This is a genomic window from Streptomyces coeruleorubidus, from assembly GCF_028885415.1.
GTDB classification, from domain to species: domain Bacteria; phylum Actinomycetota; class Actinomycetes; order Streptomycetales; family Streptomycetaceae; genus Streptomyces; species Streptomyces coeruleorubidus_A.
This window is the reverse complement of the sequence record NZ_CP118527.1, coordinates 2992211-3013106: the sequence shown is the minus strand read 5'-3', so window position 1 is coordinate 3013106 and position 20896 is coordinate 2992211. Positions and strand designations below refer to the sequence as shown.

The window sequence follows — 20896 nt, the reverse complement described above, 5'->3', positions numbered from 1 at the left end:
CTTGTCAGGCACCCGCCGCGTCAGCGGCGGGTGTTGGCGTCTCGGCGATGAGCTCGCGAGCCGCGTCGAGGTCGGCGGGGGACTTCAGGGCCAGCGTCTTCACACCGGGCAGGGCCCGCTTGGCCAGACCGGTGAGGGTACCGCCGGGGCACACCTCGATCAGGGCCGTGACGCCGAGCTCCTTGAAGGTCTCCATGCACAGGTCCCAGCGGACGGGGTTGGCGACCTGGCCGACCAGACGGTCCAGCACCTCGGTGCCGGCCGCGACCGCCTGCCCGTCCTTGTTCGAGACGTAAGGGACCGTCGGGTCGCCGGGCGTCAGGGCCTTGGCGGCCTTCGCCAGCGTGTCGACCGCGGGGGCCATGTGGTGGGTGTGGAAGGCGCCGGCCACCTTCAGCGCGACGACCTTGCGCACGCCCTCGGGCTTGTCCGCCTCCAACGCGGCGAGCTGCTCCTTGGTGCCGGCCGCGACGATCTGGCCCGCGCCGTTGATGTTCGCCGGGGTCAGGCCGAGCCTCTCCAGGTGCGGAACCGTCACTTCGGGATCGCCGCCGAGGAGGGCGGCCATGCCGGTCTCGGTGACGGCGGCGGCCTCGGCCATGGCGAGTCCGCGGGTGCGGACGAGGCGGAGCGCCTCCTCGTGGGGGAGCACCCCGGCGAGCGAGGCCGCGGTGAACTCGCCGACGCTGTGACCGGCGATGGCGCCGACCTTCCGCGGGAAGTCGGCCGGGTCCTCGAAGAGCATGGACGCGGACGCCAGTCCGGCCGCGACCAGCAGCGGCTGGGCCACCGCGGTGTCGCGGATCTCCTCCGCGTCGGCCTCGGTGCCGTAACGGATCAGGTCGAGTCCCGCGGCGTCCGACCAGGCCTCTAGGGCACCGCGGACACCGGGGAAGTCGAGCCATGCAGTCAGGAAGCCGGGCGTCTGGGCGCCCTGGCCGGGAGCGACGAGTACGAGCACTCTCACACTCTCTCTTGGGGACGGGCACGGCCGCCCGTGGGGACAAGGACGAAGAACACGAGGGGGTTTTGTCGAGCCCCGACAAAACCTTAGGGCTGGAGATCTCCATCGACCAGACGCCCCAGGATCAGCGCGATCCGCAGTGTGAACGCAGAGCGTACATCGGAGGGTGACCAGCCGGTGACGTCAGTCACACGTCGAAGCCGGTAGCGGACGGTGTTGGGATGGACGAACAGCATCCGGGCGGCGCCTTCGAGGCTGCTCGCCTGTTCGAGATAGACGCTGAGGGTCTCCAGGAGCGCGGCCCCGGCCTCCTCCAGCGGTCTGTAGATCTCCTCCACCAGTTGCTCACGGGCCGAGGGGTCACCGGCCATCGCCCGCTCCGGGAGCAGGTCGTCCGCCAGCACAGGGCGCGGTGCGTCCTGCCAGGCGGAACACGCCTTCAGCCCCGCCGCGGCGGCCTGCGCGGACCGGGTCGCGGCCTGCAGATCCGGCACCACCGGGCCCGCCACGACCGGCCCGGCCGCGAACGGGCCGATGAGCGACTTGGCGACGGCCAGCGGGTTGTCGCTGCCGCCCGCGATGACGACCAGCCGCTCGCCGAGCACCCCGGTGAGCACCTGGAGCTTGGCGTGCCGGGCGGCGCGCCGTATGGCCTCGACGGTCAACTCGCTGTCCCCGTCGGGTGCCGTCCCGAGCACGACACACACGTGCTCGGGCGAGTTCCACCCGAGGGCGGCGGCCCGCGACACGGCACCCTCGTCGGCCTCGCCGCTGAGCACGGCGTTCACGACCAGGGACTCCAGCCGGGCGTCCCAGGCGCCGCGTGCCTCGGCGGCCTGCGCGTACACCTGGGCGGTGGCGAAGGCGATCTCCCGGGCGTACACGAGCAGGGCCTCGCGCAGCACGCTCTCGTCACCCGGGGCCGCGACCTCGTCGATCGCGGACTCCATGACCTCGATGGTGGTGCGCACCATCTCCACGGTCTGCCGCAGCGTGATCGCCCGGGTCAGCTCGCGGGGCGCGGTTCCGAACACGTCGGTGGAGATGGCCTGCGGGGCGTCCGGACGCCGGAACCACTCGGTGAACGCGGCGATGCCCGCCTGCGCGACCAGACCGATCCAGGAACGGTTCTCCGGGGGCATGGCCCGGTACCAGGGCAGCGTCTCGTCCATCCGCGCGATGGCCTGCGCGGCGAGCGATCCGGACGACTTCTCCAGCCGCTTCAGCGTCGCGGCATGCGGGTGGACGTCGTGCGCTGCGGCTTCGTTCTTGCTGGTTTCGGGTTCGGGCACGGGACAAGACTGCCTTATCCGGACGGGAGGGTGCGTCGCCGGGTCTACGGTGGACCTCGTGATGGACATTCGGCGCGCTGATCAGCGCTACCAGGGTGGCGACCCGGCGGCCGGAATCGAGAGCCGGCACGCCTTCTCCTTCGGCCCCCACTACGACCCGGACAACCTCCGTTTCGGCGCGGTGATCGCGTGCAACGAGGAGCACCTGGCGCCCGGCGCCGGCTTCGACGAGCACCCGCACAGCCACACCGAGATCGTGACGTGGGTGGTCGAGGGCGAGCTGACGCACCGGGACTCCACCGGGCACGAGTCGGTGGTGCGCCACGGAGACGTGCAGCGGCTGAGCTCGGCGGGCGGGGTGCGCCACGTGGAGCGCAACGACGGCCCCGGCCCCCTCACCTTCGTCCAGATGTGGCTGGCGCCGCTCCGGCCCGGCGGCGACCCGTACTACGAGGTCGTCCACGGCATCGCCGACTCGACGCCCTACGCCGTCCCGGAGGCCGGCGCGATGCTGCACGTACGGCGCCTGGGGGCGGGGGAGCGGACGGCGGTACCGGACGCGGCGTACGTGTACGTGCACGTCGTACGCGGTGACGTACGCCTGGACGGCGAGACGCTGGGCGCCGGCGACGCGGCCCGGATCACCGACGCCAAGGGCCTGGAGGCGGAGGGCGTGACCGACACCGAGTTGCTGGTCTGGGAGATGTCCTAGAGGTCGGCCAGTACCGCGTCCGTGAACGCCGGCCACGCCTCGATCGCCCACGGCCCGAACGCCCGGTCCGTCAGCGCGACGCACGCGGCCCGCGCGTCGGGGTCGATCCACAGGAACGTCCCGGACTGCCCGAAGTGCCCGAACGTGCGCGGCGAGGACGTCGAGCCCGTCCAGTGCGGCGACTTGGAGTCACGGATCTCGAAGCCGAGCCCCCAGTCGTTGGGGTTCTGGTGGCCGTACCCCGGCAGAACGCCCTTCGTGCCCGGGTAGTGCACGGTCATCGCCTCGGCGACCGTACGGGGGTCCAGCAGACGCGGGGCCTGCACCTCGGCGGCGAATCGCAGCAGGTCCTCGACCGTGGACACCCCGTCCTTGGCCGGAGACCCGTCGAGGGTCGTCGAGGCCATCCCCAGCGGCTCCAGCACGGCCTGGCGCAGGTACTCCCCGAACGGGATGTCGGTCGCCTTCGCGACGTGGTCGCCGAGCTGCTCGAAGCCGGCGTTGGAGTACAGCCGCCGTTCCCCGGGCGGGGCCGTGACCTTGTGCTCGTCGAAGGCGAGGCCCGAGGTGTGCGCGAGCAGGTGCCGGACCGTCGACCCGGCCGGACCGGCGGGCTCGTCGAGTTCGATGGCGCCCTCCTCGTACGCGACGAGCACCGCGTAGGCGGCGAGCGGCTTGGTCACCGACGCGAGCGGGAACCGCTGTCCGGCCGGGCCGTGGGTGCCGAGGACGGTGCCGTCCGCCCGTACGACACCCGCCGCGGCGGTGGGAACCGGCCAGTTCTCGATCAACGCGAGGCTCTTCAGCGACATGCGTTCGAGCCTATGCGCTCAGAGCGTCAGTTCCAGCAAGGGGTCGGGCTTGGGCCGGAAACCGAGGGAGACGTACAGCGGCTCGGCCTCCGGCGAGGCGGTGAGCTGCACGCGCCGGGCACCGCGCTCACGGAACCACTCCAGCAGCGTGGTCATGCACGCGCGCGCGTAGCCACGGCGCCGGGCGGACGGGTCGGTGGCGACGCTGAACACGAAGCCCACCATGCCCTGCGGGTCGCCCGACTTCCCGATGCGGTAGTCGATCGTCCCGGCCACCAGGGACGCCAGCGTCCCCGGCCGCTCCGGGTGGTCCACGACGAACGCCGTGAAGTCCCCGTCCGGCTCGCCCAGTTCGGCCGTCAGCGTCGGAAGCGATTCCCCGTGCCAGGCGGTGGCGGGATCACCGAACAACGAGTCGATCATGATCTGGCGCAGGCGGAGGACTTCCTCGGCGTCCTCGGGCAGGGCGCGGCGTACGACACTCATGACGCCCCACGCTAACCAGCCGGATCAAGAAGTGTCCTGCCGATTTCTTACCGTCGGCGCTTGCTTGGAGTGCACTCCAAGGTTCTAGCGTTGGGGCCATGACGGTGATGGAGACCCCGGGGACCAGTACCGACACCTGCGCCGGCCCGCCGCAGCAGAACCGGCGCCCGGACGGCCAGGACAAGTACACGATCAGCGAGGTCGTCGCCCTGACCGGCCTGACGGCGCACACCCTGCGCTGGTACGAGCGCATCGGCCTGATGCCGCACATCGACCGGTCCCACACCGGTCAGCGCCGCTACACCAACCGCGACCTCGACTGGCTCGACCTCGTCGGCAAGCTCCGCCTGACGGGCATGCCGGTCGCCGACATGGTCCGGTACGCGGAACTCGTACGTGAGGGCGACCACACCTACGGCGAGCGCTTCGAGCTGCTGAAGACGACCCGCGAGGACGTGCTGGCCAGGATCGACGAACTCCGGGGCACGCTCGCCGTGCTCGACCGGAAGATCAGTTTCTACGCGGACGCCGGGCGTGCCCTGGCGTCGGAGAGGTCCCGATGACGGACGGCAGGATCACGACGGCGAAGCTCGGCGACCACGGCCCCGAGGTGGGTGTCCAGGGCCTCGGCTGCATGGGTATGAGCTTCGCCTACGGCCCCGTGGACGCGGACGCGTCCCGGGCCACCCTCGAACGGGCGCTCGAACTGGGCGTCACCTTCTACGACACGGCCGACGCGTACGGCGCCGGCGAGAACGAGCGCTTCCTGTCGCCGTTCTTCAAGGCCCACCGCGACGAGGTCGTCATCGCGACCAAGTTCGCCCTGTCGATTCCCCCGGACGACCCGACGCGACGCGTCATCCGCAACGACCCGCCCTACATCCGCCAGGCCGTCGAGGCCAGCCTGAAGCGCCTCGACGTCGACGTCATCGACCTCTACTACATGCACCGGCGCGATGTGAACGTGCCGATCGAGGAGAGCGTCGGCACCATGGCCGACCTGGTCCGCGAGGGCAAGGTCAAGCACCTGGGCCTGAGCGAGGTCACCGCGGACGAACTCCGCGCCGCCCACGCGGTGCACCCGATCGCGGCCGTGCAGTCGGAGTGGTCGCTGTTCAGCCGTGACATCGAGCCGAAGGTCGTCCCCGCGGCCCGCGACCTGGGCGTCGCCCTGGTCCCCTACTCCCCGCTCGGCCGCGGCTTCCTCACGGGCTCCTTCGCCAAGGCCGAGGACCTGACCTCCGACGACTTCCGCCGCCAGCAGCCCCGTTTCACGGGGGACAACGCGGCGAGGAACGCGGCCCTGTTGGAGCCGATCCGCACGATCGCCTCGTCCCATGGCGCGACCCCGGGCCAGATCGCCCTGGCCTGGGTCCAGCAGCAGGCAGCGGTCCACAACCTCCCGGTCATCCCGATCCCGGGCACCCGCAAGCCCTCCAGGGTGGAGGAGAACACGGCGGCGACCAGGATCGTCCTGACGGACGAGGAACTGTCCCTGCTGGACCCGATCGCGGGCCAGGTGGCGGGCAACCGCTACGCGGACATGGCCTTCACTTCCGCCGGACGGGAGTGAGAAGGCCCCAGGGGGCGCGGGGAACTGCGCGACCGGCCACACTCAACCCGCGCTCGCCGGCGCGCAGCACCCCGCAGACGCTAAAGCTCCGCCAACAACTCAGCCTTTTTGACCGAGAACTCCTCATCGGTCACCAACCCGGCCTGATGCAACTCCCCGAGATGCCGAATCCGCTCGGCGATATCCGCAGGATCCCGGCGCGGCCCGGCCGCGGACACGGCCGCCACCGGGCTCGACGTCCGCACCGCCGCCAACACCGCCGCGGCGAACGGCAGTGACTCATGCACGGGCCCGTACCCCAGCCCGAACACCACCGCGGCAGGATCCTGGTCGGCCTGCGCAGCAGCCTCCGCCCCCGCCCCATCGCGCCGCAGCAACCGCAGATGCCCCTCGAAGACCTCGGGCGACCGCCACTCCACCCCGTTCAGCTCCCCGACGGAGAAGCTCTGGTCCCCGGCCTTCCACTTCGCCGACGACGCCCCCGTCCAGAACCACCGGAAGTTCACGGTCCGCCCGTCGAACGAGGCCTTCCCGTCGTACGCCTTGAACGACAACGGCCCCTTGGGCGGCTCCACGAGGAACCGGTCCGCGGGCCCGGACTCCGTCAGCAGCCCCTGCAGTTCCTCGGCGTAGTACTCCGCGAGGACCTCCCGCTCGGCGGGCAGCACCAGCCGGTAGGGATCGCCGCTGTCCTTGAGCTGCCCGGCGGCCGCCTCCATCAACGGATCCGCACCGGGCCGCGGCTCGACACGCAGCACCACCGTGCCGCGTTTCCCGCGCGTCAGTGTCACCCCGGCGATCGCCTCCAGGGGCACGCGACGTTCCCCCAGGGCCTGGAAAAGCTTGGGTGTTCGAATCCCCCGTTCGTAGCGGATGAGCACGGAGTCGGACTCGAACTCCCAGGCGGCATGAAATCCGGCCAGTACGTCACCCATGCGGCTCATCGTATGCGGCACGCGCTCCTCCGTCCCCCTCCCGAGCAGACCGCAGTTTCTTCGCCTCTACGCGCGTCAGGCCGCCGCCGTGCCGGACAAACCGGTCCGGCAGACGCCGTCTTCGTGCGCGCAGTGCACCGAGCGGTATGCGCCGACGCCGATCTCTGCGAAATTCATCAGACTTGCCGTGCCCGGCTCGAAGTAGCCGGCGTGACCCTTCGCACCCTGCGCCGACAGCACCCGCGCACCGAACCCGGTGGACACCGGATCGGCCCCGTGGCCCAGCCCGCCGACCTCCAGGTACGGCACGTCCTGGATCCAGTCGTCGGCGTCCCGCATCGCCCACACCCGGGCGGTGGTGTGCAGCTGGGCGGCCTTCTCGACGCGCATGCCGGGGCTGCCGGCCACGGCGATGTCGGAGACCCGGCCCGGCAGCGAGTGCGCGGCGACCCCGCACACCACGGAGCCGTAGCTGTGGCAGAACAGTGAGACCGGCGAGCTGCCCGGCAGCGCCCGCACCAGCGTGTTCAGCCGTACCGCCCCCTCCTCGGCGCGCATCGCCGTGGCCGAGTCGATGCCGAGTCCGCTGGGGGCCGTGTAGTCGGCCCAGGCGATCACGGCCGTACGGGTCGAGGGGCTCGCCGCCCGCTCGGCCGCGTACAGGGACTCGGCCATGCCGACGGGCGCCGAGTACTTGCGCTGGGTGCGCTGGAAGGTGAGCAGGTCGGTGTCCACGCCGGGCACGACGACCGAGACCCGGTCCGCCTCGCGCAGGTCGCCGAAGACCTCCGCCACCCGCCCCGAGCCCTCGGGGTCGAAGGCGAGGATGTGGCGGCCCTTCTCCATGAGGTCCTCGAAGCGGTGCATCCGGCGGCCGGCCTCGTGCTTCCCGGCCGCGGTGAGGCGGCTGTCGTGCATGCGTTCCCGCTCGACCTCGCGTGCCTGGCCGAGCGCGATGCGATTGGCGCGGTAGCGCAGTTCGACCGGGGCGCCGTTCATATTGCCGACCGCGAGCGGGTACTTGTGGACCAGGCTCGCGCGGTCCCGCTCGGTGAGCGAGGCGAAGAAACGGGCCAGCTTCGTCGGCCGGGACTGCGGGTCCGGCAGCCGGAGACCGTCGATCCGGCCGTGCTCCCAGGCGGAGAGCGAGGCCTGGAGCGGCGTGTCGCCCCGCTGGTTGCGCAGGGCCGTCCAACCACTGGTCGCCAGCATCACGAACACGACGGCCAGAGCGAGCAGTGCGCGCCAGACGTTCAGTTGCGGGGTGGTGTCGAAGGAAGTCACTGAAAGGACACACTAGGAGAACGAGAGGGTCTCGCGTTAGCCAAGTGACCGGGATCACGTTTCGGTGTATGTGCTAAGGGGACTGTCCCGTACGCCAGTTCCCGGCCAGGGCCGGACCCACCTGATCGAGGTAGGTGGCGGTCAGTTGGCGCATTCCCTCGAGGCTGAGGTCGTCTCCCGCGGACCACAGCCGCTCGGTGACACGAATCACTCCGCCGAAGAGGGCCACGACGATCCTGGGCCGCGGATCCGCGTCCACGTCGAGCCCCTCGCGCTCGGCGATGATGCGGGCGAGTTCCTCCTCCAGTTCCGCCGCCCGCCGCAGATGGGCGGCGAGCAGCGCGGGCGTCGACTCGATCACCCGGTACACGCGCATATGGAGGTCGACCGGCACGATCTCCTCGATCGTCTCGTTGATCGTGTCCCAGCTCTCCAGCACGGCCCGGCGCAGCGCCTCCAGCGGGGCCTCGCCCGGCGGCCGGGCCCGTACGGCCTCGACGACCTGCGTCTCGGCGAGCCGCGGCACGTAGAACGCCGTCTCCTCCTTGCCGGCGAAGTAGCGGAAGAAGGTGCGCTGCGACACGTCGACGGCGGCGGCGATGTCGTCGACGGTCGTCTCCTCGTACCCGCGCGTGGCGAACAGTTCCAGGGCAGCCCGCAGCAGCGCGTCCCGTGTGCGCTGTTTCTTGCGTTCGCGCAGGTTCAAGAGGTGCCTTTCTCTGAAGGGTTTGCCCAGTTCAGGCTATAGGGGAGTGTCGTGTCAGTTACCGACTTGTGAATTGGTTTGTCAATTGTCAGTGGCTGTCATTAGCCTCGAGGCATGACTAGTCAGACCACCATCGACACGACGGGGTCGGGGGGCAAGGCACCGGCGACGCCGTCGGGCGCGACGCCGGGCAAGGGGCTGCGGGGGCACCCCTGGCTCACCCTCATCACCGTCGCTGTGGGGGTCATGATGGTGGCCCTCGACGGCACCATCGTGGCCATAGCCAACCCCGCGATACAGAAGGACCTCGGCGCGACCTTCGCCCAGGTCCAGTGGATCACCAACGGATACTTCCTCGCCCTCGCGGTCTCCCTGATCACCGCGGGCAAACTCGGCGACCGCTTCGGTCACCGGCAGACCTTCCTCATCGGCGTCGTCGGCTTCGCCGCCGCCTCGGGGGCCATCGGTCTGTCCGACAGCATCGCGCTGGTCGTCACCTTCCGCGTTCTGCAGGGTCTCTTCGGTGCGCTGCTGATGCCGGCCGCGCTCGGCCTGCTGCGGGCCACCTTCCCGGCCGAGAAGCTCAACATGGCGATCGGCATCTGGGGCATGGTCATCGGCGCGTCCACCGCGGGCGGCCCGATCCTCGGCGGTGTGCTCGTCGAGCACGTCAACTGGCAGTCGGTGTTCTTCATCAACGTGCCGGTCGGTGTCCTCGCCGTCGTCCTCGGCGTGTGGATCCTGCTCGACCACCGCGCCGAGAACGCCCCGCGCTCCTTCGACATCCTGGGCATCGCCCTGCTGTCGGCCTCCGTGTTCTGCCTGGTGTGGGCGCTCATCAAGGCCCCGCCGTCCGAGTGGGGCTGGGGCGACGCCAAGACGCTGGCGTTCCTCGGCGCCTCCGTGCTGGGCTTCGCGCTGTTCGCCTTCTGGGAGGCGAAGGTGAAGGAGCCGCTGATCCCGCTCGCGCTGTTCCGCTCCGTGGCGCTGTCCGCGGGTGTCGTCCTGATGGTCCTGATGGCCATCGCCTTCATGGGCGGCCTGTTCTTCGTGACGTTCTACCTGCAGAACGTGCACGGCATGAGCCCGATCGACGCGGGTCTGCACCTGCTGCCGCTCACCGGCATGATGATCGTCGGCTCGCCGCTCGCCGGCGCGATGATCACCAAGTTCGGCCCCCGCATCCCGCTCGCGGGCGGTATGGCGTTCACCGCGATCGCCATGTTCGGGATGTCGACGCTGGAGACGGACACCGGCAGCGGCATCATGTCGCTCTGGTTCGCCCTGCTCGGCCTCGGTCTCGCGCCGGTCATGGTCGGCGCGACCGAGGTCATCGTCGGCAACGCCCCGATGGAGCTGTCGGGCGTGGCGGGCGGTCTTCAGCAGGCCGCCATGCAGATCGGCGGCAGCCTCGGTACGGCCGTGCTGGGCGCGGTGATGGCCTCCAAGGTCGACAGCGACCTCGCGGGCAACTGGACGAAGGCGGGGCTTCCGCCGCTGACGCCGGAGCAGGAGAGCCAGGCGTCCGAGGCCGTCCAGGTCGGTGTCCCGCCGGTCGCGCCGGGGACGCCGGACGCGATCGCCGCGAAGATCACGGGCGTCGCGCACGACACGTTCATCTCCGGCATGAGCGCGGCGTCCCTCGTCGCCGCCGGCGTCGCCGTGGTGGCGGTGCTGGTGGCGTTCCTCACCAAGCGCGGTGAGAACGCGGGCGCCGGCGCGGGCGCCGCGCACATCTGACGGTCTCTCCCGGGTGTTCGCCTATCAGGGTGAACAAGACCGCGGACCCCTCCCCTCCGGCGGGCATCGCAGGTCACAGTGGGTCAAGTCCTCCGCAGGGCATGGAGGACGGACGCTGCGGCGTGCTGCTGGAGGGGGGCAGCGCGCAAGCAGCGGGATTGAGGCCCGTTTTGGGGGTACTCGCCATGTCGTACCCGAACCGAACCCCAACCGACTGAGGGTTTACGGGAGTTGATGATGGCGAGCTTCGGACACGGTACGCGCAGGCACCCCCGCTCACGTGGCCGGACGTGGTCACGGACCGGGCCGGATCGCGCGACGCTCGGAATCATCGGAGTCATCTGCGCGGTCGCCGGATTCTTCGTGCTGGGGATCATCCTCGGCCCCGTGGCGATCGTCTGCGGCTGGCTCGCCATGGGCCGCACCTGGTCGGGCTCCCGCCCGGCCACGGCCGTGGTCGCCCTCATCCTGGGCGCCATCGACACGCTCCTGGCCATCATCTGGCTGTCCGGAGCGACAACCCCGGGCAACGGCATGCTGTTCTGACCCGGGGAAGTGAGGGAGGGCCTCCGGCGGCAAGCCGGGGGCCGTTCTCATGCCCTAGCACTACTCAATGGACGTCCCCTTCAACGCCGCCAGTTCCCCCCGCAACGCCCGCACCTCCTCCGTCAACTCCCGTATCGCCTCCGTCTGCCGCCGCTCCTCCACATCGTCCTTCTCGAACCGCGCGATGAACCACGCCGCGATATTCGCCGTCACCACACCCAGCAGGGCGATCCCGGACAGCATCAACCCCACCGCCAGCATCCGCCCCAACCCGGTGGTCGGCGAATGATCCCCGTACCCCACGGTCGTCATCGTCGTGAACGACCACCACACGGCATCACCCAGCGTCCGGATGTTCCCGTCCGGCGAGTCCCGCTCCACCGACAGCACCGCCAGTGACCCGAACATCAGCAGCCCGACCACCGCACCGCCGACATACGTCGTCAGCCTTATCTGCGAGGCCATCCGAGCCCGCTGCCCCACCAGCAGCAGCGTCGACACCAACCGCAGCAACCGCATCGGCTGAAGCAGCGGCAGCAACACCGCGCCCAGGTCGAGCCAGTGCGTCCGTACGAACACCAGCCGCTGCTCGGCGAGCGCGAGCCGTACGACGTAGTCGAGTGCGAACGCGCCCCACACCACCCACTCGACGGCCGTGCACACCTCCACCACGTCCCGGTCGGCGTCGGGCCGGACGATCGGCACGGCATAGGCGACGGCGAACGCCAGGGCCAGGCCGAAGAGGGGCCGCTGCGTGTGCTGTTCCCAACGGAGTTGGGCCGACTGCTGCTGCATGGCCGAATCGTAGGAAACGTGAAGGGGTGGTGTGCCCACGGTGCACCCGTGAGGCTCACCACCCCTTGTCAGGGCCCTAGGGGGCGTCCGCACCCCCTAGCGCGTCATGCGTCGCCGCCCGCGACCCCCGGGTCGGCCGCCGACACGTCGAGCAGCTGGTACCGGTCGATGGCCTGCTTGAGCACCGACCGGTCGACCTTGCCCTCACGGGCCAGCTCCGTCAGCACCCCCACCACGATCGACTGCGCGTCGATGTGGAAGAAGCGGCGGGCCGCACCCCGCGTGTCGGCGAAGCCGAAACCGTCCGCGCCGAGCGACTGGTACGTCTGCGGCACCCAGCGCGCGATCTGGTCCGGGACCGACCGCATCCAGTCGGACACGGCCACGACCGGACCCTGCGCGTCGGCCAGCTTCCGCGTCACGTACGGCACCCGCTGCTCCTCCTCGGGGTGCAGCAGGTTGTGCTCCTCGCAGGCCACGGCCTCGCGCCGCAGCTCGTTCCAGGAGGTCGCCGACCAGACGTCGGCCTTGACGTTCCAGTCCTCGGCCAGGATCTTCTGCGCCTCGACCGCCCACGGCACCGCGACACCGGACGCCATGATCTGCGCCGGGATCGAGCCGCCCGTGCCCTCGCTGAAGCGGTAGACGCCCTTGATGATGCCCTCGACGTCCACGTTCTCGGGCTCGGCCGGGTGCTGGATCGGCTCGTTGTAGACGGTCAGGTAGTAGAAGACGTCCTCGCCGTGCGGGTGCTCCTCGGGGCCGCCGTACATCCGGCGCAGGCCGTCCTTCACGATGTGCGCGATCTCGAAGCCGAACGCCGGGTCGTACGCCACGCAGCCGGGGTTCGTGGAGGCCAGCAGCTGCGAGTGGCCGTCGGCGTGCTGGAGGCCCTCACCGGTCAGGGTCGTACGACCGGCGGTCGCGCCCAGGACGAAACCGCGCGCCAGCTGGTCGGACATCTGCCAGAACTGGTCGCCGGTGCGCTGGAAACCGAACATCGAGTAGAAGACGTAGACCGGGATCAGCGGCTCGCCATGGGTCGCGTAGGCCGAGCCGGCGGCGATGAGCGACGCCGTGCAGCCCGCCTCCGAGATGCCGTCGTGCAGCATCTGGCCGTTCGGCGACTCCTTGTAGGCGAGCAGCAGGTCACGGTCGACCGACTCGTACTGCTGGCCCAGCGGGTTGTAGATCTTCGCGCTCGGGAAGAACGAGTCCATGCCGAACGTGCGGTACTCGTCCGGCGCGATCAGCACGAACCGCTTGCCGATCTCCTTGTCCCGCATGAGGTCCTTGAGCAGGCGTACGAAGGCCATCGTCGTGGCGATCGACTGCTGACCCGAGCCCTTCCTCACGGTCGCGTACGTCTTGTCCTCGGGCAGTGGCAGCGGCTTGGACCGTACGACGCGCGTGGGGACGTAACCGCCGAGCGAGCGGCGGCGGTCGTGCATGTACTGGAGCTCCTCCGACTCCGGGCCCGGGTGGTAGTACGGCGGGACGCCGGACTCCAGCTCCTTGTCCGAGATCGGCAGGTGCAGGCGGTCGCGGAAGCGCTTGAGGTCGTCGACCGTCAGCTTCTTCATCTGGTGCGTGGCGTTGCGGCCCTCGAAGTTCGGGCCCAGCGTCCAGCCCTTGATCGTCTTGGCGAGGATCACCGTCGGCTGGCCCTTGTGCTCCACGGCCGCCTTGTACGCCGCGAAGATCTTCCGGTGGTCGTGACCGCCGCGGCCCAGGTGCAGGATCTGGTCGTCGGTCATGCCCTCGACCATCGCGCGCAAGCGGTGGTCGTCACCGAAGAAGTGGTCGCGGATGTACGCGCCGGTCTCCGTGGCGTACGTCTGGAACTGCCCGTCCGGCGTGGTGTTCATCTTGTTGACCAGCACGCCGTCGCGGTCCTGGGCGAGCAGCGGGTCCCAGGTGCGGTCCCAGACCAGCTTGATCACGTTCCAGCCGGCGCCGCGGAAGACCGACTCCAGCTCCTGGATGATCTTGCCGTTGCCGCGCACCGGCCCGTCGAGGCGCTGGAGGTTGCAGTTGACGACGAAGGTCAGGTTGTCCAGGCCCTCGCGGGCGGCGAGCGTGAGCTGGCCCAGCGACTCCGGCTCGTCCATCTCGCCGTCGCCGAGGAACGCCCACACGTGCGACTTGGACGTGTCCGCGATCCCGCGCGCATGCATGTAGCGGTTCATCCGCGCCTGGTAGATCGCGCCGATCGGGCCGAGGCCCATCGACACCGTCGGGAACTCCCAGAAGTCCGGCATCAGGCGCGGGTGCGGGTACGACGACAGGCCGTACGGCGCCTTCGACTTCTCCTGGCGGAAGCCGTCCAGGTGCTGCTCGCTGAGCCGGTCCAGCAGGAAGGCGCGGGCGTAGATGCCCGGCGAGGCGTGGCCCTGGAAGAAGACCTGGTCGCCGCCGTCGCCCTCGTCCTTGCCGCGGAAGAAGTGGTTGAAACCGACGTCGTAGAGGGAGGCGGAGGACGCGAACGTGGCGATGTGGCCGCCGACGCCGATGCCGGGGCGCTGGGCGCGCGAGACCATCACGGCCGCGTTCCAGCGGGTCGCGTTGAGGATCTTCCGCTCGATCTCCTCGTTGCCCGGGAAGAACGGCTCGCTCTTGGTGGGGATGGTGTTGACGTAGTCCGTGCTGCGCATCTCCGGCACGGCCACGCGCTTCTCGCGGGCCCGCTCGATCAGTCGCAGCATCAGGTAGCGGGCGCGCTCGCGGCCGCGCTCGTCGACGGCGGCGTCGAGGGAGTCGAGCCACTCCTGCGTCTCTTCGGGATCGAAGTCAGGAACCTGACTCGGAAGGCCGCCAATGATGATCGGGTTGCGATCGGATGCGGAAGCCACGCTGTTCCTTACCTGTCAGAGGGCCTGCGAGGGCCGCTGTTTCGCTGGGGTCGCCGGTCGTTGTCGCTCTGGCCGCGCCGCTCCCCATGGTCCACCTCGGGGCCGTAAACGTCATCTCTACCCAGCGGTAACCCGGGCGCGGGACCGGCTCCGTGACGTATGGGACGAATACCTTCGAGTCTCGTACCCACAGACGATTCCCAAACGCCCAAACAGGGCAGAAAGGTGTGGTGTGCGTCACCTTGGTCCATGATGGTGTGCCTGCGGTTGCGGCGACACCGCCAGGATCGTCACCGTTTCGGCGGTCTGAACGGCCGGGTACTTGCGCGATCCGCCCCGCCCGTGTGGACTACGGCCAATGCTTCGCGCACGCGCGTGGCTGAGATATTTCCCAAGACATGATCAGGAGGCAACCCGTGAGCGCGACCGCGGACCACGCGGAGGAGCGGACGAACCCTGCCGCCAGGCTGGGGTTCCAGCCCGGGCAGGTGGTCCAGGAGATCGGCTACGACGACGACGTGGACCAGGAGCTCCGCCAGGCCATTGAGGCAATCGTCGAGGGCGACCTGGTGGACGAGGACTACGACGACGTGGCCGACGCCGTTGTGCTGTGGTTCCGTGACGACGACGGCGACCTGACGGATGCGCTGGTCGATGCCACCACGTACATCGAAGAGGGCGGCGCGATCCTGCTCCTCACGCCGAAGACGGGCCGTTCGGGCTATGTGGAGCCGAGCGACATCTCGGAAGCCGCCACGACGGCGGGCCTGACGGCGTCGAAGAGCGTCAGCGTCGGCAAGGACTGGAGCGGCAGCCGGCTGGCGACGCCCAAAGCCGCCAAGTCGAAGCGTTAGCCGTACGGCACGTCCACACGTCAGTCGTACGGAAGGGGCGGGCCGGCATCGTCGGCCCGCCCACCGGTCTGCGCCGGTCCCTGCGTAGGGTGGGGTCCCATTCGAGAAGCCCCACGAAGGGACCCACAGCGATGGCGATCCAGGTCGGCGAGAAGGCCCCCGACTTCGAGCTCAAGGACAACCACGGCGCGAGCGTGAAGCTGTCCGACTTCCGCGGTCGGAAGAACGTGGTGCTGCTCTTCTATCCCTTCGCCTTCACCGGCGTGTGCACCGGCGAGCTGTGCGAGCTGCGGGACAACCTGCCGCAGTTCTCCGACCGCGACACCCAGCTGCTCGCCGTCTCCAACGACTCCATCCACACGCTGCGCGTCTTCGCCGAGCAGGAGGGTCTGGAGTACCCGCTGCTGTCGGACTTCTGGCCGCACGGCAACGTCTCGCGCGCCTACGGCGTCTTCGACGAGGACAAGGGTTGCGCCGTGCGCGGCACCTTCGTCATCGACAAGGAGGGCGTCGTGCGCTGGACCGTCGTCAACGGCCTGCCGGACGCGCGCGACCTGAACGACTACGTGAAGGCGCTCGACACCCTGTGACGCCGGTCGGGCGTCATGCGCTCGACACCCGCTGATTTGTCGGCTTCAGGGCCTGCGAGGGGCGGGAACCCGTCACTAGGATCGACTCGTTGATCCGACATCCGAGCACAACGGGGCATCCCGCCCCTGAACACCAATGGAGGACTCGTGGGAGTCAGCCTCAGCAAGGGCGGCAACGTATCGCTGACCAAGGAGGCGCCGGGCCTCACCGCGGTCATCATCGGTCTGGGGTGGGACGTCCGCACCACGACCGGCACGGACTTCGACCTGGACGCCAGCGCGCTGCTGCTGAACAACTCGGGCAAGGTCGCCAACGACCAGCACTTCATCTTCTTCAACAACCTCAAGACGCCGGACGGCTCCGTCGAGCACACCGGTGACAACCTCACCGGTGAGGGCGAGGGCGACGACGAGCAGATCAAGGTCAACCTCGCGGGCGTCCCGGCCGACGTGGAGAAGATCGTCTTCCCCGTCTCGATCTACGACGCCGAGACCCGCCAGCAGTCCTTCGGCCAGGTGCGCAACGCGTTCATCCGCGTCGTGAACCAGGCCGGCGGCGCCGAGATCGCCCGGTACGACCTGAGCGAGGACGCCTCCACCGAGACCGCCATGGTCTTCGGTGAGCTCTACCGGCACGGCGCGGAGTGGAAGTTCCGCGCCATCGGCCAGGGCTACGCCTCGGGCCTGCGCGGCATCGCGCAGGACTTCGGCGTGAACGTCTGAGCCACTCAAAGGTCTCTCTGTCCGGCGCCGCACGGTTTACGTGCGGCGCCGGACGTGCAGGACCACCTGAGAAACACCACCCGGGGAGGGAACCATGGGCGTCACGCTCGCCAAGGGAGGCAACGTCTCCCTGTCCAAAGCCGTACCGAACCTCACTCAGGTGATGGTCGGGCTCGGCTGGGACGCGCGCTCCACCACCGGAGCCCCTTTCGACCTCGACGCCAGCGCCCTGATGTGCGGCGGCGGACGCGTGCTCGGGGACGAGTGGTTCGTGTTCTACAACCAGCTCAAGAGCCCGGACGGTTCCGTGGAGCACACCGGTGACAACCTCACCGGCGAGGGCGACGGCGACGACGAGTCGCTCCTGATCGACCTCTCCAAGGTGCCGCCCCAGTGCGACAAGATCGTCTTTCCCGTCTCCATCCACATGGCCGACGAACGCGGCCAGACCTTCGGCCAGGTCAGCAATGCCTTCATTCGCGTGGTGAACCAGGCGGACGGCCAGGAACTCGCCCGCTACGACCTCAGCGAGGACGCCTCCACGGAGACCGCGATGATCTTCGGCGAGGTCTATCGCTACCAGGACGAATGGAAGTTCAGGGCCGTCGGGCAGGGGTACGCGTCGGGGCTGCGGGGCATCGCTCTGGACTTCGGAGTCAACGTCTCGTAGCGCGATATGAGCAAAAGCCGGGGCCCGGTGGGGTGCGAAGGGGGGCCGACTAGACTTCGGCTTCAAAAGTTCGTAAAGCCGGGTACGGCGACGCGGGAGAGACCCGTACACACACGATTGGGTAGCCAGTGGTTCTGAAAACCTTCGGGTGGTCGTTCGCGGTCACCGCGCTCGGCCTGGTCGCAGCGGTCTTCTACGGAGGGTGGGCCGCCTTCGGGCTCGTAGCGATCCTGTCCGTCCTCGAGATCTCGCTGTCCTTCGACAACGCGGTGGTCAACGCCGGAATCCTGAAGAAGATGAGTGCCTTCTGGCAGAAAATCTTCCTCACGATCGGCATTCTGATCGCGGTGTTCGGCATGCGGCTGGTCTTCCCTGTCGTGATCGTCGCCCTCAGTGCCCAACTCGGGCCGATCGAGGCCGTCGACCTCGCGCTCACCGACAAGGAGCGTTACCAGGAGCTCGTCACCGACGCCCACCCGTCGATCGCCGCGTTCGGTGGCATGTTCCTGCTGATGATCTTCCTGGACTTCATCTTCGAGGACCGGGACATCAAGTGGCTGGGCTGGCTGGAGCGGCCCCTGGCCAAGCTCGGCAAGGTCGACATGCTGTCGGTCTGCATCGCGCTGATCATCCTGCTGATCTCCGCGATGACCTTCGCGACCCACGCCCACCAGCACGGCGGCATGCACGTCGACAAGGCGGAGACGGTCCTCCTCTCCGGCGTCGCGGGCCTGATCACGTACATGATCGTGGGCGGTCTCTCCGGCTACTTCGAGGACAAGCTCGAAGAGGAGGAGGAACGCGAACACGAGCAGGAGGAAGAGGCCGTCCGGGCCGGCAAGCCGCGCTCCGCGGTCGTCGTGGCCGGCAAGGCCGCGTTCTTCATGTTCCTCTACCTGGAGGTCCTGGACGCGTCCTTCTCCTTCGACGGCGTGATCGGCGCCTTCGCCATCACCAACGACATCGTCCTGATGGCCCTCGGCCTCGGCATCGGCGCCATGTACGTCCGGTCGCTCACGGTCTACCTGGTCCGCCAGGGCACCCTCGACGAATACGTCTACCTGGAGCACGGCGCGCACTACGCGATCGGCGCGCTCGCCATGATCCTGCTCGTCACCATCCGGTACGAGATCAACGAGTTCATCACCGGCTCCGTCGGCGTCATCCTGATCGCCTGGTCCTTCTGGTCCTCCGTCCGCCGCAACCGCGCCCTGGCAGCGGCAGAGGGAAAAGCGGCGGGCTCGGGCGACAAGACTGAGGTCTCGTCCGGGGTGTGACACCCCTCCGGACGAGGAACGCTCTGTGCGGGGCGGCCACCGAGGCAACTCCTCGGCGGCCGCCCCGTCGGTCGTCAAGGGCCGCGGGTACGGCGAGGACCCGCGGTCACCAAGTGAACGTGGGGGCGGAATGGGCCTGTTCGACGGACTCCGGCGTGGCGATGTGCAGTTCGACTCGGGTCACGCGGCAACCAACGCGATCGAACTGACCAAGCGGCGCGCGCAGATATCACTCACCAAACAGGACGCGGCCACCGGCCATCTCCGCGTCAACCTGAGCTGGCGGATGCGCACCTCCGACATCGGCGGCCCGCAGCGCGAGAGTCTGCTGCGGCACCCCTTCAGGGCCCTCAAACCGCCCGAGGTCATCGGCCACAGCCAGAGCGTGGTCAACGTCGACCTCGACCTGGGCTGTCTGTACGAACTCCAGGACGGCAGCAAGGGCGTCGTCCAGCCCCTCGGCGGCTACTTCGGCGATGTCAACGCCCCGCCGTACGTCAAGCTCAGCGGCGACGACCGCTTCGGCTCCGGAACCGGCGAGACGATGTACATCAACCTCGACCACCGCGACAGCATCAAGCGGCTCCTGGTCTTCGTCTACATCTACGACGCGACTCCCGCCTTCGACCGCGCCCACGCCATCGTCACCCTCTACCCGAGCAACGGCCCCCGCATCGAGATCCACCTCGACGAACGCCAGCCGCAGGCCCGCTCCTGCGCCGTCGTCATGATCGAGAAGGTCAAGGACGAGATCATCGTGCGCCGCGAGGCGAAGTTCGTCTACGGGTTCCAGGCCGAGCTGGACCGGTTGTACGGGTGGGGGCTCCAGTGGGGCCGGGGCTACAAGACGAAGGTCCAGCGCTGAGGCCGGGACGAGAGCGGGGCCGGGGGCCGGGCCCTTGCGGGTGCCGGCCGCCGGTCCTGCCTAGCGACCGATGAACTGCGGGCCCTGCGGGGGCAGACGGAAGTCCGGGTCGGGGGCCGCGGCTGCGACCGGCTGCGGGTAGCCGTAGCCGGACTGCGCCCCCGTGACGCCCGCCGTCGCCGGTGCCTGCGGGTAGCCGTACGCGGGCTGGCTGGTGGGATGCGGGTAGCCGTACGCCGGCTGGGTCGCCGGGGGCTGCTGTGGCGGATATCCATACCCGGGCTGCGCGGGCACCGCGGTCGGCTGCTCCGGCGGCAGCGGCCGGGACACCTCGGGGGAGGGCTGGGCCGGGGCCGGGGGCTGCTGGGTGGGGGCGGAGGTCGTCGGCTGTGCGGGGCCGGCGGTCGTGGGCTGGGTCGCGTCGGCCGTGGTCGGTTGTCCGGCCGTCTCTTCCAACGCCTCCGACTCGTCCACCGAGATGCCGTAGTCGGTCGCGAGCCCCTGAAGCCCGTTCGAATAGCCCTCGCCCAGCGCCCGGAACTTCCAGCCCTCCCCGCGCCGGTACAGCTCGCCGCAGATCAGCGCGGTCTCCTCGCCCGTCTCGGGCTTGACGTCGAAGTACGCCAGAGCTTCCGCGCCGGTGCCCGCCGCGTCGTACAGCAGAATGCGCAGGGCCCGTACGCAGTCGAACGTGACGCCGTCCGCCGATGCGACCAGCAGAATCCGGCTGACTCCCGACTCGACACCGGCGAGATCTGTCTGGATCGTGTCGGTCAGGCCCTCGGCGACCCGCTTCTTGCCGAGCCGCCACACCTTCCCGGAAGGGTGCCGGGGCTGGTTGTAGAAGACGAAGTCCTCGTCGGAGCGCACACGACCGTCGGGGCCGAGGAGCAGCGCGGAGGCGTCGACGTCCGGAACCCCCTGCCCGGGTGTCCAGCGCAGCACGGCGCGCACCGTGGTGGCTTCCAGCGGGACGTTGGACCCCTTCAGCATCGCGTGCGTCATGCGGTCATCCTGCCTTCTCGGTCCTGCTCACGACAACGCGGGGCCCGCGCTGCCACGAGCGGCGCCGACGCCCCTCGCGGACTACCGTCGTGATGGCCGGGCTCGGCTGTGCTTGCCCGCGTTACCTGAAATTCATGCCTGACGGGAACCTCTGCCATGGACTTCTACGTACTATTACCGGCCAGCTTTCGACGATTCGCAGGTCGCACAACCAC

At 69.4% G+C, this 20896-nt stretch carries 21 protein-coding genes; 11 read left to right on the top strand and 10 right to left on the bottom strand.

Going from position 1 to position 20896, the window contains the following annotated elements; genetic code table 11:
• Positions 1–4: 4 nt before the first annotated feature.
• Positions 5–961 (bottom strand): ACP S-malonyltransferase, encoded by a 957-nt coding sequence (locus PV963_RS14010; RefSeq protein WP_274816010.1) that lies wholly within the window; start codon positions 959–961, stop codon positions 5–7.
• Positions 962–1050: 89 nt separating this feature from the next.
• The gene (gene fasR, locus PV963_RS14005) at positions 1051–2256 is read right to left on the bottom strand and encodes a fatty acid biosynthesis transcriptional regulator FasR (protein WP_274816009.1); all 1206 of its coding nucleotides are present in this window, start codon (positions 2254–2256) and stop codon (positions 1051–1053) included.
• 61 nt (positions 2257–2317) lie between these two features.
• Here fasR and PV963_RS14000 point away from each other — a divergent pair, with 61 nt between their 5' ends.
• Entirely contained in the window at positions 2318–2968 is a 651-nt protein-coding gene (locus PV963_RS14000; protein WP_274822017.1) for a pirin family protein, read from the top strand.
• Here the strand turns inward: PV963_RS14000 and PV963_RS13995 are convergent.
• Together PV963_RS13995 and PV963_RS13990 are read right to left on the bottom strand one after the other, a co-directional pair.
• Positions 2965–3780, bottom strand: coding sequence for a serine hydrolase domain-containing protein (locus PV963_RS13995; protein WP_274816008.1), 816 nt, complete (start codon positions 3778–3780; stop codon positions 2965–2967). The two genes, PV963_RS14000 and PV963_RS13995, sit on opposite strands and share 4 nt — an antisense overlap.
• An 18-nt stretch (positions 3781–3798) precedes the next feature.
• Complete coding sequence (locus PV963_RS13990; protein WP_274816007.1) at positions 3799–4266, bottom strand: GNAT family N-acetyltransferase; 468 nt, start codon at positions 4264–4266, stop codon at positions 3799–3801.
• A gap of 98 nt (positions 4267–4364) precedes the next feature.
• On the opposite strand from PV963_RS13990, the gene PV963_RS13985 reads away from it, so the two are divergent.
• Together PV963_RS13985 and PV963_RS13980 are read left to right on the top strand one after the other, a co-directional pair.
• Complete coding sequence (locus PV963_RS13985) at positions 4365–4829, top strand: MerR family transcriptional regulator (RefSeq protein WP_274816006.1); 465 nt, start codon at positions 4365–4367, stop codon at positions 4827–4829.
• Positions 4826–5839 (top strand): aldo/keto reductase, encoded by a 1014-nt coding sequence (locus PV963_RS13980; protein WP_274816005.1) that lies wholly within the window; start codon positions 4826–4828, stop codon positions 5837–5839. The genes PV963_RS13985 and PV963_RS13980 overlap by 4 nt, the downstream gene beginning before the upstream one ends.
• An 80-nt stretch (positions 5840–5919) precedes the next feature.
• Here PV963_RS13980 and PV963_RS13975 read toward each other — a convergent pair whose 3' ends face one another.
• The 3 genes from PV963_RS13975 to PV963_RS13965 all read right to left on the bottom strand — a co-directional run bounded on the left by PV963_RS13975 (position 5920) and on the right by PV963_RS13965 (position 8764).
• Positions 5920–6774, bottom strand: coding sequence for a DUF4429 domain-containing protein (locus PV963_RS13975; RefSeq protein ID WP_274816004.1), 855 nt, complete (start codon positions 6772–6774; stop codon positions 5920–5922).
• A gap of 75 nt (positions 6775–6849) precedes the next feature.
• Entirely contained in the window at positions 6850–8058 is a 1209-nt protein-coding gene (locus PV963_RS13970) for an alpha/beta hydrolase (RefSeq protein ID WP_274816003.1), read from the bottom strand.
• A 73-nt stretch (positions 8059–8131) separates the two neighbouring features.
• Positions 8132–8764 (bottom strand): TetR family transcriptional regulator, encoded by a 633-nt coding sequence (locus PV963_RS13965; protein ID WP_274816002.1) that lies wholly within the window; start codon positions 8762–8764, stop codon positions 8132–8134.
• Between the two features lie 114 nt (positions 8765–8878).
• Between PV963_RS13965 and PV963_RS13960 the strand changes: the two genes are divergently transcribed.
• The gene (locus tag PV963_RS13960) at positions 8879–10504 is read left to right on the top strand and encodes an MFS transporter (protein WP_274816000.1); all 1626 of its coding nucleotides are present in this window, start codon (positions 8879–8881) and stop codon (positions 10502–10504) included.
• 234 nt (positions 10505–10738) lie between these two features.
• Positions 10739–11050, top strand: a complete 312-nt coding sequence (locus PV963_RS13955; RefSeq protein WP_274815999.1) for a small hydrophobic protein — start codon at positions 10739–10741, stop codon at positions 11048–11050.
• 60 nt (positions 11051–11110) lie between these two features.
• On the opposite strand, the gene PV963_RS13950 is transcribed toward PV963_RS13955, so the two are convergent.
• Both PV963_RS13950 and aceE read right to left on the bottom strand, forming a co-directional pair.
• Positions 11111–11845: a potassium channel family protein gene (locus PV963_RS13950; RefSeq protein ID WP_274815998.1), complete on the bottom strand. Its 735-nt coding sequence runs from the start codon at positions 11843–11845 to the stop codon at positions 11111–11113.
• Between the two features lie 104 nt (positions 11846–11949).
• Positions 11950–14697 (bottom strand): pyruvate dehydrogenase (acetyl-transferring), homodimeric type, encoded by a 2748-nt coding sequence (gene aceE, locus PV963_RS13945; protein WP_274815997.1) that lies wholly within the window; start codon positions 14695–14697, stop codon positions 11950–11952.
• Between the two features lie 416 nt (positions 14698–15113).
• On the opposite strand from aceE, the gene PV963_RS13940 reads away from it, so the two are divergent.
• The 6 genes from PV963_RS13940 to PV963_RS13915 all read left to right on the top strand — a co-directional run bounded on the left by PV963_RS13940 (position 15114) and on the right by PV963_RS13915 (position 19676).
• The gene (locus tag PV963_RS13940; RefSeq protein WP_274815996.1) at positions 15114–15551 is read left to right on the top strand and encodes a DUF3052 domain-containing protein; all 438 of its coding nucleotides are present in this window, start codon (positions 15114–15116) and stop codon (positions 15549–15551) included.
• 131 nt (positions 15552–15682) lie between these two features.
• A complete protein-coding gene (locus tag PV963_RS13935; RefSeq protein ID WP_010048511.1) occupies positions 15683–16141 on the top strand; it encodes a peroxiredoxin in 459 nt (152 codons plus the stop codon).
• A gap of 147 nt (positions 16142–16288) precedes the next feature.
• Positions 16289–16864, top strand: a complete 576-nt coding sequence (locus PV963_RS13930; protein ID WP_274815995.1) for a TerD family protein — start codon at positions 16289–16291, stop codon at positions 16862–16864.
• A 94-nt stretch (positions 16865–16958) separates the two neighbouring features.
• On the top strand, positions 16959–17534 hold the full coding sequence (locus PV963_RS13925) for a TerD family protein (protein ID WP_274815994.1): 576 nt from the start codon (positions 16959–16961) through the stop codon (positions 17532–17534).
• A gap of 128 nt (positions 17535–17662) precedes the next feature.
• The gene (locus tag PV963_RS13920; protein ID WP_274815993.1) at positions 17663–18811 is read left to right on the top strand and encodes a DUF475 domain-containing protein; all 1149 of its coding nucleotides are present in this window, start codon (positions 17663–17665) and stop codon (positions 18809–18811) included.
• 130 nt (positions 18812–18941) lie between these two features.
• Positions 18942–19676 (top strand): TerD family protein, encoded by a 735-nt coding sequence (locus tag PV963_RS13915; protein WP_274815992.1) that lies wholly within the window; start codon positions 18942–18944, stop codon positions 19674–19676.
• 60 nt (positions 19677–19736) lie between these two features.
• Here the strand turns inward: PV963_RS13915 and PV963_RS13910 are convergent, their stop codons facing one another.
• Positions 19737–20681, bottom strand: a complete 945-nt coding sequence (locus tag PV963_RS13910; RefSeq protein ID WP_274815991.1) for a TerD family protein — start codon at positions 20679–20681, stop codon at positions 19737–19739.
• Positions 20682–20896: the final 215 nt, after the last annotated feature.